Source organism: Segniliparus rotundus DSM 44985 (genome assembly GCF_000092825.1).
Lineage (GTDB): Bacteria > Actinomycetota > Actinomycetes > Mycobacteriales > Mycobacteriaceae > Segniliparus > Segniliparus rotundus.
Map to the genome: position 1 here is coordinate 1793324 of NC_014168.1, position 14626 is coordinate 1807949.

Below are 14626 nucleotides of genomic sequence, written 5' to 3' on the forward strand. Positions count from 1 at the left end.
AGGAAGGTCGTCCATGTCTGAACGGGTCAATGTCCACGGTTTCCAGGTCGCCAAAGAGCTCTACGACTTTGTGAACGACGAGGCGATCCCGGGCACAGGCGTGGACCCGGCGGCCTACTGGTCCGGCTTCGCCGAGATCCTGACCGAGCTCAGTCCCCGCAACAAGGAGCTCCTGGCCCGCCGCGACGAGCTGCAGAGCGCCATTGACGAATGGCACCGCGCGCGGCGCGGCGACTTCCAAACAGCCGAATACATCGAATTCCTCCGTGAGATCGGCTACCTTGACGCGGAGCCCGAGGATTTCTCCGTGACCACGGAGAACGTGGACTCGGAGATCGCGCACACCAACGGCCCGCAGCTCGTGGTGCCCTTGCTCAACGCCCGATACGCGCTCAACGCCGCGAACGCGCGGTGGGGCTCTCTCTATGACGCGCTCTACGGCACCGACGTGATCAGCGAGGACGACGGCGCGACCAAGGGCAAGGCGTACAACCCGGCGCGCGGCGCGAAGGTGATCGCCTACGCGCGCAAGGCGCTCGACACCATCGCCCCGCTCGAAGAGGGCAGCCACATCGGCTCCACCCGGTACACGATCCAGGGCGGCAAGCTGATCGTGACCACGGCGGACGGGCACGAGGCCGGCCTCGCAGAGCCTGAGAGCCTCGCCGGCTGGGTCGGCGAGGCCGCTTCTCCGACAGCGGTGCTGCTGGCCCACAACGGCCTGCACGCCGAAATCCAGATCGACCCGCAAAGCCCGGTCGGCCAGTCCGACCCGGCAGGCGTGAAGGACGTGCTGCTCGAATCGGCCATCACCACCATCGTGGACCTTGAGGACTCGGTGGCCGCCGTGGACGCCGAGGACAAAGTCCTCGGCTACCGGAACTGGCTGGGCCTGAACAACGGCACGCTGACCGAAACCGTCGTCAAAGGAGACAGCTCGTTCACGCGCGCCTTGAACCCGGACCGCTCCTACACGGGCCCGGACGGGGGGCAGCTGGTTCTGCCTGGCCGCTCGCTCCTGTTCATCCGCAACGTCGGGCACCTGATGACCATTGACGCGGTGCTGGACCCGCAGGGCCGGGAAGTGCCGGAGGGCATCCTCGACGCGCTGGTCACTTCGCTGGTCGGCCTGCACGGCATCAAAGCGGACAACCCGTGGCGCAATTCGCGGGCCGGGTCGATCTACATCGTGAAGCCGAAGATGCACGGCCCAGCCGAAGTCGCCTTCGCCGTCCAGCTGTTCGAAAAGGTCGAAGCCCTTTTGGGCTTGCCGAAGAACACCATCAAGGTCGGTGTGATGGATGAGGAGCGCCGCACCTCGGCGAACCTCAAAGCCGCCCTCCACGCCGCCCGTGAGCGGCTCGCGTTCGTGAACACCGGCTTCCTCGACCGCACCGGCGACGAGATCCACACCAGCATTGAAGCTGGCCCCGTGGTCCCCAAAGGCCAGCAGAAGGCCCAGAAGTGGTACAACGCCTACGAGGACCACAACGTCGACGTCTCCTTGCACGCCGGGCTCGCGCACCACGCGCAGATCGGCAAGGGCATGTGGGCGATGCCGGATCTGATGGCCGCGATGGTCGAGCAAAAGATCGCGCATCCGCGCGCCGGCGCGACCACCGCATGGGTTCCCTCGCCGACCGCGGCGACCTTGCACGCGCTGCACTACCACGAGGTGGACGTGTTCCGCCGCCAAGACGAGATCGCCAAGCGCGCCCCTGGTCCGATCGAGGATTTGCTCACCTTGCCGCTGGGCGACCCGGCGAAGCTCGGCGAGGCCGCGCTGCAGGAGCAGGTCGATGAGAACTGCCAGTCCATCCTCGGATACGTGGTCCGCTGGATCGACCACGGCGTCGGCTGCTCGAAGGTGCCTGACATCCACAACATCGGCCTCATGGAGGACCGCGCGACGCTGCGCATTTCGAGCCAGACGCTGGCGAACTGGCTGCACCACGGGGTGATCACCGAGGAGCAGGTCGACCAGAGCCTCAAACGGATGGCCGCCGTGGTGGACAGCCAGAACGCGAACGACCCCGCCTACCGGCCGTTGGCAGCGGACTTCGACTCCAACATCGCCTTCCAAGCAGCGCGGGAGCTGATCCTCAAAGGCCGGGAGCAGCCGAGCGGCTACACCGAACCGATCCTGCACCGGCGGCGCAAAGAGTTCAAAGCGCGCCAAACACCGCGGGCATGAACAAAAGCTGGCGCATCCTGCCCGTCGTCATACTGCTCGCGGCGTGCGGATCCGACCCTGCCGGACCGACCACATCGAGCCGGACGAGGACGGACCCCTCAGCCTTGTTCGCGGGCGGCGTGCCCGCGTACGCGAAGGACCTTGACGGCATCGCGCAGTCAAGGCTCCTCATGCTTCGGGCCATCCGCAGGGTCGATCCGTGCGCCCTGGCGCCCAAGGACGAGCTCGGCGCGGCGCAGCCGCCACTCGTGGGCGCGGAGCCGAGCGATGCTCTCGCCTCGTGCGCGCTCTCGTTCGCCGACGACGGCCCTGGGGAGCGTGTGACGGTCAGCCTGGTCCCCGACGCCGACCGTAGCGCTGGGGAGGAATACTTCCAAATCCACGGGCTCACCGTCTACCAGGGCCGTTCCGGCGACTCGGCGACGTGCTCCTTCTTCTTCGACTCTGGGCTCGCCAAGTATCCGGGCGCTCCCAGAGATATCCCCGACGCGAAGATCCAGGTCCGCGCCGAACGGCACGATCATCCTTGCGGGCTGGCGAACTCCGTGGCCACCGCCATCGCGCAAACGAAACCCGCCAGCCTCCCGGTGCGCGCCGCTTCGGCGAAGATCTTGGACGCGGACCCGTGCGCCGTCGTCGCCGACGCGCACAAGGCCGTGGTGGATTTCGCGGACACCGAGGCGTACCGCTGCGGCTTGGTGACCTTGCCGGAAGAACGCTCGTTATGGGTGGAGTTCCACCGGCTCCCCGAGAACGCGGTCAGCAAGTTCCCGGCGAGCACGCAGGGCGACGCCCAGGTGTGGGCGGACCCGGCGGCGCTTCCCCTCGCCCAACTGATCGCCGCGTCGCAGCCGTCGCCGACGCGGCCCAAGGCTTCGGGCGCTGTGAGCAAGCGGGCGCCCGCGCCGACCAGTTCCTCGGCGAAAGCCAAGTCTTCCTCCGGTCCGCGCTGCACGGCCTATGTGAAAGCGCCCGACGCAGGAGCCTCGCCCGCCCCTTCGTCTCCTGCCGCATCGGCCGCAGCCACGGCCCGAAACGCCGAACAACCCGTGTACATCGTCGTCGGCGGCCAGATCGACTGCCCGGAAGCGAAGCGCCTCGCCGGCGACGCCGCACAGCGCCTTGGCATTTCATGAAAATTTTCACGCGCCCCGCACGACCGGGGCTCTCGCCGACTGGTCGCGCGGCACAGATTTCCTGGAGCCCGCCTGTCCTCAAGCACGCCTGTGATGTGTCAGCGCGCCGAGGAGCGCGTCAGTTGTCCAGGCCCGGCGGGTTTTTCTGCAATGTCTGATGGAACGGCGGCTTGTACGCCTGCGGAACGTCGAGCCCCTTCGACCGCAGCACGTCGCGAAGGCGGTCCGGGTAGTCGGTGACGATGCCGTCGACGCCCATGTCGATGAGGTCCGACATGGCTTTTTTGTCGTTGACCGTCCACGGGAAGACCTTGAGGCCAGCCGCGTGCGCCCGATCGACAAGAGCCTTGTCCATCAGCGGCGAGCCGGGGCCTGGTTCGTCCTCTCCCGCGCACCCCGCCGTGGTGTAGCAGGGTGATATCCCCATGGCGCCGAGCTGCTGCGCGGCTTTGACCGGGTCGCCGCCCACAGTGTTGTAGTCCACTGTGCCCATCCAGGGGCTGCCGGCGAAGAACGTCCGCTCGTCGTACATGGCGACCAGCTGAATCTTCGAGTTCTGTTGTCTGGCGATCTCAAGGTTGCGCCAGTCGAAACTCTTGATCCGCACTTGTCCTTCCCGGTGGCGGTTGAACGCCTCAGACACGACTGCGCTCGTCGCCTGTTCCGGAGTGGGCGACGCGCTGTCGTTCGGCACGGTGCGGACCTGCACGTCGAAGGCGAATTTCGATGTGCGGTCGACGAGGTCGAAGACCTGGCCGAGGAGGGCGATTTTATTGCCGGCGTCCGCCTTTTGCCCGGGGAAGCGAGAAGAGGCTTTATCGCAATGCAGAAGGAAGACTTGGGCGAAGGTGAGATCCTTGAGCGGTTGCCCGACGCCCGGTCCGGAGCATTTGGCGGCATCGGCCGCAAAGGCGTTCCACACGAGCGGCGCCGGGCGGTTGTACCCCGGCTCCCCTTGCTCACCCTGGGCTTTCGCGGTGACCACGTCGAGGTCGAGCGCGTCCACGCCCACGTCCAACGCGTTCTGGAAGGCGCCGAGGGACTCCTCGTAGTACAGCCCCCGGCCTCCCTCGTGCGCGATGACTTCCACGCGCTTTCCCATGTCCGCGTGCGGCAGGTCTGGCTGGCACCCAGCCAGCAGGAAACCTGCTGCCACGAGCGGCAAAAACCGCATGCGGCCCGTCCCGCGCAGGTGCGCGCTCGCGCCGTTCTCCGACCCACCGACTACGCTGTGTTGATCCATCCCCAGCATCGTACTCGACCCGATCACAGAAACTTGATCCTATGCCGCACACCACTTTCCACAACCAGAAACCGGGGCGGTTTTCGCGTCGCCAACTCTTCGCCACCGGCGCGGCCGCGGCTGCGGCCGGTGTGCTCGGATGGGCCGGCTGCCACGCCGTCGCCGACCCCGCCGACGTGGAAACTGGCAGTTTCCCGTCGAAGTTCCGCAACGGCAGGAACACCGGTTGGGCGATCTTGCGCCCGCAAGGCGCGAGCGGCCCGGTGCGCCCGGTGATCCACTTGCACGGTCTGGGCGGGGACCACACCGAGGTCTTCGCCTTCGATTTCGCCGGCGCCGCGGCCACAGCCGCTGCCGCGGGTGACCGCCCCTTCGCCGTGGTGGGCGTTGACGGCGGCAAGATGGGCGAGGGCACGTACTTCCATCCTCGGGCCACCGGCGAAGACGCGGCCCAGATGGTCATCCAGGAGCTGATCCCGCTGCTCGGCGAACGCGGGCTCGACACCTCGAAGGTGGCCTTGCACGGCATTTCCATGGGCGGCTTCGGGGCGCTGCGGATCGGGGCGCTCCTCGGGCCGGAACGCGCCGCCGCGATCTGCGCGGCCAGCCCCGCGCTCTGGCTTCCAGGTTCCGCAACCGCGCCGGGAGCATTCGACTCGGCCGAGGACCACGAACGCAACAGCGGCTTCGAACTGCGCCCAGCGCTGTCGCGGATCCCGCTGCGGATCGACATCGGCGAGTCCGATCCGTTCGCGTCGGCCACCCGCTCGTTCATCTCCGGTTTGGAGAGCAAACCAGAGGGGGGCTTTTCCCCAGGGGGGCACGACGGGGCTTTCTGGGGGGCGCATCTGCCCGACGAGCTTGTGTGGTTGGGAAAACACCTGGCCGCGTGAACCGGAACGGCCAGGCGCTACCGCTTGCCCGAATCCGCGGCCAACCGGCGCAACGCCGCGACGAAACGGCGCTCCCCCGTTCGCCACGGAGGCATTTCGACGCTACCGCTTGCCCGAATCAGCGGCCAACCGGCGCAACGCCGCGACGAAATAGTCCACCTCGTCCAGAGTGTTGTAGAAAGCGAGCGAGGCCCGAACCGTGGTCTCCACACCGAAGCGGCGCAGAATCGGCTGCGCGCAGTGGTGCCCGGCCCGCACCGCGATCCCGAGATCGTTGAGCGCCTGGCCGACCTGGACGGGGGTGTACCCCGCAAGAGTGAACGAGAGGACGCTGGCCTTCTCTGGCGCGGTGCCGAAAAGCCGCAAACCAGGGATCTGCAGCATCTCGGCGGTCGCCCGCTCCAGCAGCTCGTGCTCGTAAGCCGCGATGGCGCGAAGCCCGATCCGCTCCACATACTCCAACGCCTCGCCAAGGCCGACCGCGTCGGCGATATTGCCGGTGCCCGCTTCGAAGCGGCCCGGCGGCGGCTGGAAGACGCTGCGCTCGAACGTCACGTCCGCGATCATGTTGCCGCCGCCCTGGTACGGGGGCATGTCCTCCAGAACCTCGCGTTTGCCGTACAGCACGCCGATCCCGGTCGGGCCGTAGATTTTGTGCCCGGAGAACACGAAGAAGTCAGCGTCGAGCGAGGACACGTCCACCGAAGCGTGCGCGACCGACTGGGCGCCGTCGATCAGCACTTTCGCGCCTGCTCGGTGGGCGGCGTCCACGATGGCAGCGATCGGCGTCACCGTGCCGAGCGCGTTGGACACATGTGTGACCGAGACGAGTTTGGTGCGGTCGGAAAGAAGATTCTGGTATTCGCCGAGCAGGAGCTCGCCGCGCTCGTCCACCGGGATCACTTTGATGAGCGCGCCGGTCTGCTGCGCGACCAGCTGCCACGGGACGATGTTCGCGTGGTGCTCGAGATTCGAAAGGATGATCTCGTCGCCTTCGCGCAAGTGCTTGCGGCCCCAGGAGGCCGCGACCAGGTTGATCGCCTCCGTGGTCCCGCGCGCGAACACGATTTGCTCTGTGGAGCCCGCTCCGATGAACCGGGCGACGGTCTGCCGGGCCTTCTCGTACGCGTCCGTCGACCGGGCCGCGAGCGTGTGCGCGCTGCGGTGGATGTTCGAGTTCTCGTGCGCGTAGTAGTACGCGAGCCGGTCGATCACCGCTTGCGGCTTCTGCGTGGTGGCCGCGTTGTCGAACCAAATGAGCGGATGCCCGTTGACACGCTCGGCGAGAATCGGGAAATCCGCGCGGACGCCCCGAACGTCGAAGCCGGCGGGCGACGGGGGCAGGACGCCGCCAGGCGGGCCGCCCCAGGCCGGACTCCCCTCGCCTGGCGCCGGCTCGCCAAAACCTTTGGCGAGGTCCACGAAATGCGGCGAGACGGGAACGGCTGGAGCTATCGGGGCGAGCGGCGGCAACGCGCGGGAGATCTCTTCGATGAAGTAGAACTGCGGCGCCGAAGCGGAGGGGACGTCGACCGGCCCGTACGACGCGGGAAGGGCCTGCGCGGGCGGGGTGACCGGCGCGGTGGCGCGGGCAGGCGAGAAGCCCAGCGCGCCGAGCGCCGGCTCAGGAAGTTCCGGCGAGAATGCAGGCGCCGGGAATGCGGGCGCCGAGAACCCAGGCGCGCCGCCCGGCGCGGTCGGAGCCGCTGCGGGAACATGCGGAACCGCCGCGTCGGTGACAGAGAGCTCCCCTGGCGCCGCCGCGGGACTGGCGCCCGGCAGCGCCGTGAAGAACTCAGCCGCCAGACGGTTCAGCGTCGCCTCGTCCGGAAGCCAGCCGTCAGAGCTTGAGGTACTTGGGGGCGTAGTCATGGAACTTTCCGACCTCCACATCGTCGAGCACCGCGAGCGCGTCATCGGTCAAGACGGCGAGCGAGCAGTACAGGGAAACCAGGTACGAGGCGATCGCGCTGCGGTCGATCCCCATGAAGCGGACGGACAGGCCCATGCCCTGCTCCCCCGTCAGCCCCGGCTGGAACAGGCCCACGACGCCCTGGCGGGCTTCGCCGGTGCGCAGAAGCAGGATCTTCGACTTGCCGTTGCGCACCGGCACCTTGTCGGACGGGATGATCGGAAGGCCGCGCCAAGTGATGAATTGAGAGCCGAAGAGGCTCACCGTTGCGGGCGGCACGCCTCGTCGGGTGCACTCCCTGCCGAACGCGCCGATCGCCTCGGGGTGGGCCAGGAAGAAGCCGGGCTCCTTCCAGACCTTGGCGATGAGCCGGTCGAGGTCGTCCGGGGTGGGCGGGCCGCTGAGCGTGGAGATCTTCTGGTCGGGCGCGGTGTTCGCGATCAGGCCGTACTCCGGGCTGTTGATGAGCTCGCCCTCTTGATGCTCCTTGATCGCCTCGATGGTCAGCCGCAGCTGCTGGGTGATCTGATCGTGCGGGCTGGAGTACAGGTCCGAGATGCGGGTGTGCACGTCGAGGATGGTCTGCACCGCTTTGAGCCGGTACTCCCTCGGGTTCGTCTCGTAGTCGACAAAGGTGTGCGGGAGCGGCGACTCGTCGTGGTTGTCGCACTGCACGGTGACCGTCTGCGGGTTCGCGACCTTGTTCACCCGGTAGATGCCCGCTTCCACCGGAGTCCAGGCCAAGAGGCGCACCAGCCATCGCGGGGTGACGCTTGCCTGCTGGGGGACGGTCTTGGTCGCGTTCGCGAGGACGCGGGCGGCGTCGTCGCTCAGCGACACGGCGTGCGGTGTGGTCACAGCCTTCTCCTCTGTAGAGATCAGATGTTCGATTTCAATCACGCCAAGAAAAACACTTGACAAAATGATGGAACAAAGACAAATCCTAACAGGAACCGAACTTGCCCGTGCGACCGGCCTCGGTCGCGGAACACATGCTCAGCTGGGGCCCGAGGGGCGAACACCGCCCTCCTCGGGGGCGATTCGGGACGAGGCGACCGGGCCGCCGCCGAGGAATTCCGGCCTCGACCAGCTCAAGCGACAGCGAATTTTTCCGGAGGAACGGCGAACCGGATGAGCCTGTCACCAAGCGCGGCCACCGCTCAGCGGCGGCGGGGCCAGCCAAACTCGGCGTGAGCTGAACCCGTTGGTTGCGCGATGCGGCACAGCCTCGGCTTCACATATTTCCCCGTCGCCGCCCTGGGCTTCCTCATGATTTCAGGCTTGGCGTTCGGCCTCTCAGTGGTTCTTCGCGCCCTGGGCCGCGACTGCCGCCGCGCCCGCCGCCGCCGCCTCCGGGTCCAGGTAGACCCCGCCCGGAGTCGTCGGCTTCAGACTGGCGTCGAGGTCGTAGCGCAGCGGAATGCCCGTGGGTATGTTGAGCTCGGCGATGTCCGAATCAGAAATCCCGTCGAGATGCTTGACCAAGGCGCGCAACGAGTTGCCGTGGGCCACAACGAGCACATTCAGACCCGCCCGCAGCTGCGGGGCGATCTCGTGGTCGAAATACGGGACGATCCGGGCAACCACATCAGCGAGGCATTCCGTGAGCGGACCGCCGTCAACGCTGTCATAACGGGGGTCGAGATCTTGGGAGAACTCGCTGCCCGGCTCGATCGGCGGAGGCGGGGTGTCATAGCTGCGCCGCCACTGCATGAACTGCTCGTCGCCGTACTTCTCCCGGATCTCGGCTTTGTTGAGGCCTTGCAGCGCGCCGTAGTGCCGCTCGTTGAGCCGCCAATCCCGATCCACGGGGATCCACAGCCGGTCTGCGACGTCCAAAGCCAGGTTCGCGGTGTTGATCGCCCGGCGCAAAAGCGACGTCAGCACAATATCCGGCGCAACGCCCGAGGCGGCGATGAGCGTTCCCGCGCGCTTCGCCTCCGCGACGCCTTTCTCGGACAACGCGACATCCACCCAGCCGGTGAACAGGTTCTTCGCGTTCCACTCGCTCTCGCCGTGCCGCAACAGGATCAGGGTGCCAATGCTCATGGGCAACATTGTCCCATACGGGGAACAGGGCCGCCGCAACAGCGGCGGGACCAGTTCGACGCGCCGTTTCGCGGGCGACTCACGCCCGCAGCTCAGCCCCGCACCGCTTGACAGCTTCTGCCAGCGCCGCTTCGCGCGCCGCGCTCGCGTCGTCCTCGGTCAAGGTCCGGTCCGGGGCGCGGAACGTCAACGCGTAGGCGAGGGACTTGCGCCCCTCCCCTGCTTGCGGCCCCGAGTACACGTCGAAGAGCCGAATGCCTTCAAGAAGCTCGCCCGCGCCCTCGCGCAAAGCGCGCTCCACGCTCGAAGCGGGCACGGACTTGGCCACGGTCACCGCGATGTCCTGGCGCACCGGCGGATAGGTGGAGATCGGCGGGATCGGCCTGCGCTGCTCTTCGAAGCCGCCCGAGCCCAACGCGCTGATATTCAACTCCAGGAAACAGGTCCCCGGCGGCAAACCCGCCTTCTCCAGCATCCCAGGGTGCAGCTCGCCAGCAATGCCCACCGTCCACGGCCCCGCCTGCAAGTACGCGCACCGGCCTGGGTGCCAGGGCGCGTGATGCGCGGTCTTGCGGGTCATCTTGACCCCGGCCGCCCTGGCGAGGATGTCCCCGACCATGAAAATGTCCGAGGGCTCCACCGCTCTGCCCTTGCCCCACGGGCCGGGCGGGATGCGGTTGCCGCACAACGCGACCGCGAGGTGGACAGGCTGCACCGGGACGCGCTCGGACAAAGCCCGCAACGCTTCCACCGAGGGGGGCCGGTCGGCGCGGATCGGCGGTATCGGCGCAGGTTTGAGCGCCGCGCCCACGACCTGGGCGATGCTGAAGACGGCGAGGTCGGACATGCCTCGGGAGATGTTGCGGGCCATCACGTCCAACAATCCCGGCATCAGCGTCGTCGCCAGCTCAGGCTTCGCGGAGTCCTGCGGATTGGCCAGACGCACAGTCTTGCGCCTGCCCGCGCTCTCGGGCAGATTCCAATCGTCGAAGACCGCGCTGGAGAAGAACGGGCTCACCGGGACTTGCAGAAAGCCCTCCTCGGCGAGCGCCGAGCCGATCTTGCGGCGCAGCCGTTGCGCCACATGCAAGCCCTTCCCCGCCGTCGCCTTCGGCAACAGCGACGGGATGCGGTCAATGCCCTCCAAGCGGAGCACTTCTTCGACCAGATCGGCCTTCTGTTTGAGGTCCGGGCGCCAGCTCGGCGGGAACACGACGAGTTCTCGATCCCCCCACACCGTGCAGCCGAGCTGGGTGAGACGGCGGTGCGCGGCGCCGGGCGGATAAGACAAGCCCGCGGTGCGGTCTGGCAGGTCCGTCGGCATGATGATCGGCGTGGGCTCGGACTTGCGCAGCACCTCGCTGCGGAACGGGGACGCCTCCCCGCCCGCGAGCTTGACGATCAGCTGGGCGGCGCGGGCGAGGGCGACCGGAGCGAGCAAGGGGTCCACCCCCCTCTCGAACCGTCGCGAAGCCTCGCTGACCAAGCCCAATCGGCGGGAGGTGTGCGTGGTGCGGCTCGGATCGAAACTCGCCGCCTCAAGGAGCACCCTCGTCGTCGAGGAGCTGACTTCCGTGCTCTCGCCGCCCATCACCCCGGCCAGGGCTATCGGCCCGGAGTCGTCGGCGACGACCAGGTCTTTCGCGTCCAAAACCCGCTTCACCCCGTCAAGGGTGACCAAAGTCTCGCCGTCCCGCGCCTCGCGCACCTGGACCGTTCCGCAGAGTTTGTCCGCGTCGAACGCGTGCAGGGGCTGGCCCAGCTCGATCATCACCAGGTTCGTGATGTCCACGACGAGCCCGAGCGAGCGGAAGCCGGATTTCGCGAGCAGCGACGTGATCCACCAGGGCGAGGCCGCCGAGGGGTCGATCCCATGCAGTTCGAGCACGCTGTAGCCGGTGAGGGGAGCCGTCGCCGACACAGCGATCGGCCAGCCTTCGCTTGCGGACGGGACCGCCTGCGGGTGGGCGGCTCGCGCGGCGAGGTCGGTGTGGGCGAGGCCCAATCCGATCGCGAGATCCCTGGCGAGCCCCCGGATGGAGAGCGCGTAGCCCCGGTCCGGGGTGATGTCGAGGTCGAAAACCGCATCGGCGAGGCCGAGAGCGGGGACAGCGTCCGTCCCCGGCCGGGCTGTGCCGTCCGGCAGCACCAGAATCCCCGAGTGCTCGCCGCTGAGGCCAAGCTCGGCTGCCGAGCAAATCATGCCGTCCGACACGCGACCGTACGTCTTGCGCGACGCGATGGCGAAATCGCCGGGGAGCACCGCCCCGGGCAAAGCGACCACGACGAGTTCGCCCGGGGCGAAGTTCGTCGCCCCGCACACGATCCCCCGCGGGGAATCCTCGCCGACGTCGACCGTGCAGAAACGGATCGGCTTTTTGAACTCGGCCAGCTCCTCGACGTCGAGCACCTTGCCGACGACGATCGGCCCGGCCAATGCCGGCTCGTGGATGTCTTCCACTTCGAACCCGAGCCGCACCAGGGCCTCGGAGAGCTGCTTCGGGCTCGCCGAGAATCCTGGGTTGTCCTCGGACAGCGCTTTGACGAGCCATGAGTACGGGGCTTTCATGCGGCTACTCCTCCCCTTCGGAACGGCCGATGAACGCGGCGGTGAACCGCACGTCGCCCTCCCAAATGTCGCGCAAGTCGGAAAGGCCCTCGCGCAGCATGAGCGTGCGGTCCAGCCCCATGCCGAAGGCGAAGCCGCTGTAGACCTCTGGGTCGACGCCACCGGCGCGCAACACGTTCGGATGCACCATGCCGCAGCCGCCCCACTCGATCCAGCCGGGGCCGCCCTTTTTGCGCTCGAACCAGATGTCGTACTCGGCGGACGGCTCGGTGAACGGGAAATAATGCGGCCGGAACCGGGAGCGCACCCGGTCGCCGAACATCGCCTGCGCGAACGCGTCGAGCGTGCCGCGCAGGTGGGCCATGGTGAGCCCCTTGTCCACCGCGAGGCCTTCGATCTGATGGAAGACCGGGGCGTGCGTCGCGTCGATCTCGTCATTGCGGTACACCCGGCCGGGCCCGATCACATAGATCGGCACTTGGCGCGAAAGCATCTCGCGCACCTGCACCGGAGAGGTGTGCGTGCGCAGCACGAGGCCGGAACGTCCGCCGTCCGGCCCCAGCGCGTAGAACGTGTCGCGGGGGGTCCGGGTGGGATGCTCTTGCGGGAAGTTGAGGGCGTCGAAGTTGTAGTGCTCCGCCTCCAGCTCCGGGCCTTCCGCGACTTCCCAGCCCAAACCCACGAAGACATCGCAGGCCCGGTCCACAAGCATGTCGATGGGGTGCCTGCCGCCGGGGGTGATCTGGCTCGCGGGCAGTGTGACGTCGATGGCCTGCTCCGCGAGCACAAAACGCTCGCGCTCCGCTTCCAGTTGCGTCTGACGCGCGTTGTGGGCGGCCTTGATCTCGGCCTGCGCGGCGTTCACAGCCTTGCCGGATTCGGCCCGCTCCTCGGGCGGGAGGGAGCCGAGGGATCTGCGCGCCAGCGCCAGCGCGCTGCGCTCCCCCAGGTGTTCCGCTTTGGCCGCGGCGAGCGCGGGCAGGTCCTCGGCTTGGTCGAAAGCTGTTTTGGCGGCAGCCACCGCCGCCGCCAACTCGTCGCTCACACGCCCTCCTCTTTCACTTTCTGGTTCTGAATCTGACTCTACCGGATCCCGACCGGCCTCGGAGCCTGGCGTGAGCGCTGGCGCGCAGTCTCGTACAGGCAGATCCCGGCGGCGACCGCGAGGTTCAGGCTTTCTATCGGGGCGAAGCCCGGTGTCGGACGCATCGGCACTGCGATCCGACGGTCCGCGGCCTGCGCCGCCGGCTCGGGCAAACCGGACGCCTCGTTCCCGAAGAGCCATGCGCACGGGCGTTGCAGGAGCGATTCCGCCTCGTCGAGCGGGAGGTCCGCGTCCGCCGTGGTGGCGAACAACAGGAGCCCTGCGTCGCGCAACTGGCCGAGCGCCGCGGCGACGTCGCGCTCCCGCACGACGGGGACCGCGAAAAGGCTGCCTGCGCTCGACCGCGCGGCCTTGGGGTTGTGCGGGTCGACGCCGTCCCCGAGGACGAGGAACGCGCTGGCCCCGAAAGCGTGCGCCGCGCGCAGCGCCGTGCCGACATTGCCCGGGTCCCTCGGCTCGACCAAGACGACAACCAGAGGGGCATGGCCGGGTTTCTCCCAGTCGTCCTGGGGCCCCAAGGCTTGAGGCAGCGAGCAGTCGAGCAAAGCGCAACGCGCGACAAGCCCGACCGGGGTCACCGCGTCGGTGAGTTTGCGCGCTGCCCGATCGTCCACACAGCAGACCGGGATCCCCGCCTCCCCCGCAGCAGCGATGAGCTCGCTGTGCTCATGGGCGGCGGCTTCGCTCGCGAAAATCTCCAACGCTTTGCCGGTCGTGATCGCGGCCCGCACATTGTTGGGCCCTTCGGCGAGGAATTCGCCAGCTTTGCGCCGTCCTGGCGAGGACAAAAGCTTCGCGGCCTCCACCACACGCCTGGATTGGGCGGTGAGGAGGCCGCGAGCGCCCTGCGGCTCGGACAGAGTCAGGAGGCTTGCGCCGAGACCAAGTGGTCGGCCACAGCTTCCTTCGCCGCTTCGACAAGCTGGGCGAAGACCTGGGGCTCGTTCACCGCGAGCTCGGCGAGGATCTTGCGGTCCACCTCGACGCCCGCCAAGGCGAGGCCCTGGATGAAGCGGTTGTAGGTGAGGCCGTTCGCCCGTGCGGCGGCGTTGATGCGAGTGATCCACAACTGGCGGAACTCGCCCTTGCGCGCGCGGCGGTCGCGGAAGGCGTAGACGAGCGAGCGGAGTTGCTGCTCCTTGGCCTTGCGGTACATCCGGGAGCGCTGGCCCCGGTAGCCCTTGGAAGCTTCGAGGATGGTGCGACGCTTTTTATGAGCGTTGACTGCGCGTTTCACGCGTGCCATGAGGTGTTCCTATTCCGTGAGAAGTTGATGGTGGTGAGAAGCCCGTCGGCCGGGCAGGGCTCAGCGGCCCAGCAGGCGCTTGACGCGCTTGACGTCGGGGGCTGCGACATCGACGACCCCGTCCAGGCGACGGGTCAGCGTCGTCGGCTTGACCTCCAGGTTGTGGCGCTTGCCAGCCTGCTGGCGGACCAGCTTGCCGGAGCCGGTCACTTTGAAACGCTTGGACGCTCCCGAGTGGGTTTTGTTCTTGGGCATGTTCTCTCCTTTTGCGCGGTCGCC

Annotated in this window: 12 protein-coding genes; 3 read left to right on the forward strand and 9 right to left on the reverse strand. The window is 67.8% G+C overall.

The window, feature by feature from the left end; genetic code table 11:
• The first annotated feature begins 13 nt into the window (after positions 1 to 13).
• A complete protein-coding gene (locus SROT_RS08930) occupies positions 14 to 2194 on the forward strand; it encodes a malate synthase G (RefSeq protein WP_013138700.1) in 2181 nt (726 codons plus the stop codon).
• Positions 2191 to 3330 (forward strand): hypothetical protein, encoded by a 1140-nt coding sequence (locus SROT_RS08935; RefSeq protein WP_013138701.1) that lies wholly within the window; start codon positions 2191 to 2193, stop codon positions 3328 to 3330. The genes SROT_RS08930 and SROT_RS08935 overlap by 4 nt, the downstream gene beginning before the upstream one ends.
• A gap of 118 nt (positions 3331 to 3448) precedes the next feature.
• Here SROT_RS08935 and SROT_RS08940 read toward each other — a convergent pair whose 3' ends face one another.
• Positions 3449 to 4573: a glycerophosphodiester phosphodiesterase family protein gene (locus SROT_RS08940; RefSeq protein WP_148223403.1), complete on the reverse strand. Its 1125-nt coding sequence runs from the start codon at positions 4571 to 4573 to the stop codon at positions 3449 to 3451.
• Between the two features lie 41 nt (positions 4574 to 4614).
• Here SROT_RS08940 and SROT_RS08945 point away from each other — a divergent pair, with 41 nt between their 5' ends.
• A complete protein-coding gene (locus SROT_RS08945) occupies positions 4615 to 5466 on the forward strand; it encodes an alpha/beta hydrolase (RefSeq protein WP_013138703.1) in 852 nt (283 codons plus the stop codon).
• 102 nt (positions 5467 to 5568) lie between these two features.
• On the opposite strand, the gene SROT_RS08950 is transcribed toward SROT_RS08945, so the two are convergent.
• The 8 genes from SROT_RS08950 to rpmI form a co-directional block, all read right to left on the reverse strand.
• Positions 5569 to 7338 (reverse strand): family 2A encapsulin nanocompartment cargo protein cysteine desulfurase, encoded by a 1770-nt coding sequence (locus SROT_RS08950; RefSeq protein ID WP_013138704.1) that lies wholly within the window; start codon positions 7336 to 7338, stop codon positions 5569 to 5571.
• Complete coding sequence (locus SROT_RS08955; RefSeq protein WP_013138705.1) at positions 7307 to 8236, reverse strand: family 2A encapsulin nanocompartment shell protein; 930 nt, start codon at positions 8234 to 8236, stop codon at positions 7307 to 7309. The genes SROT_RS08950 and SROT_RS08955 overlap by 32 nt, the downstream gene beginning before the upstream one ends.
• A 438-nt stretch (positions 8237 to 8674) precedes the next feature.
• On the reverse strand, positions 8675 to 9436 hold the full coding sequence (locus SROT_RS08960) for a phosphoglyceromutase (protein WP_187288024.1): 762 nt from the start codon (positions 9434 to 9436) through the stop codon (positions 8675 to 8677).
• A gap of 70 nt (positions 9437 to 9506) precedes the next feature.
• Entirely contained in the window at positions 9507 to 11996 is a 2490-nt protein-coding gene (gene pheT, locus SROT_RS08965; RefSeq protein ID WP_013138707.1) for a phenylalanine--tRNA ligase subunit beta, read from the reverse strand.
• A gap of 4 nt (positions 11997 to 12000) precedes the next feature.
• Positions 12001 to 13041, reverse strand: a complete 1041-nt coding sequence (locus SROT_RS08970) for a phenylalanine--tRNA ligase subunit alpha (RefSeq protein WP_013138708.1) — start codon at positions 13039 to 13041, stop codon at positions 12001 to 12003.
• A 38-nt stretch (positions 13042 to 13079) separates the two neighbouring features.
• Positions 13080 to 13910, reverse strand: a complete 831-nt coding sequence (locus tag SROT_RS08975; protein WP_245535276.1) for a TrmH family RNA methyltransferase — start codon at positions 13908 to 13910, stop codon at positions 13080 to 13082.
• Between the two features lie 53 nt (positions 13911 to 13963).
• Positions 13964 to 14347 carry a 50S ribosomal protein L20 gene (gene rplT / locus SROT_RS08980; RefSeq protein ID WP_013138710.1) on the reverse strand — a complete coding sequence of 128 codons (384 nt, stop codon included), beginning with the start codon at positions 14345 to 14347 and terminating at the stop codon, positions 13964 to 13966.
• Between the two features lie 60 nt (positions 14348 to 14407).
• Positions 14408 to 14602 carry a 50S ribosomal protein L35 gene (rpmI, locus tag SROT_RS08985; protein WP_013138711.1) on the reverse strand — a complete coding sequence of 65 codons (195 nt, stop codon included), beginning with the start codon at positions 14600 to 14602 and terminating at the stop codon, positions 14408 to 14410.
• Positions 14603 to 14626 lie beyond the last annotated feature (24 nt).

Bases quoted from the DNA above. Each gene is read 5' to 3' on its own strand.
- SROT_RS08930 (WP_013138700.1), top strand. From the start codon at position 14: ATGTCTGAACGGGTCAATGTCCACGGTTTCCAGGTCGCCAAAGAGCTC.
- SROT_RS08935 (WP_013138701.1), top strand. From the start codon at position 2,191: ATGAACAAAAGCTGGCGCATCCTGCCCGTCGTCATACTGCTCGCGGCG.
- SROT_RS08940 (WP_148223403.1), bottom strand. From the start codon at position 4,573: ATGGATCAACACAGCGTAGTCGGTGGGTCGGAGAACGGCGCGAGCGCG.
- SROT_RS08945 (WP_013138703.1), top strand. From the start codon at position 4,615: ATGCCGCACACCACTTTCCACAACCAGAAACCGGGGCGGTTTTCGCGT.
- SROT_RS08950 (WP_013138704.1), bottom strand. From the start codon at position 7,338: ATGACTACGCCCCCAAGTACCTCAAGCTCTGACGGCTGGCTTCCGGAC.
- SROT_RS08960 (WP_187288024.1), bottom strand. From the start codon at position 9,436: ATGTTGCCCATGAGCATTGGCACCCTGATCCTGTTGCGGCACGGCGAG.
- pheT (WP_013138707.1), bottom strand. From the start codon at position 11,996: ATGAAAGCCCCGTACTCATGGCTCGTCAAAGCGCTGTCCGAGGACAAC.
- rplT (WP_013138710.1), bottom strand. From the start codon at position 14,347: ATGGCACGCGTGAAACGCGCAGTCAACGCTCATAAAAAGCGTCGCACC.
- rpmI (WP_013138711.1), bottom strand. From the start codon at position 14,602: ATGCCCAAGAACAAAACCCACTCGGGAGCGTCCAAGCGTTTCAAAGTG.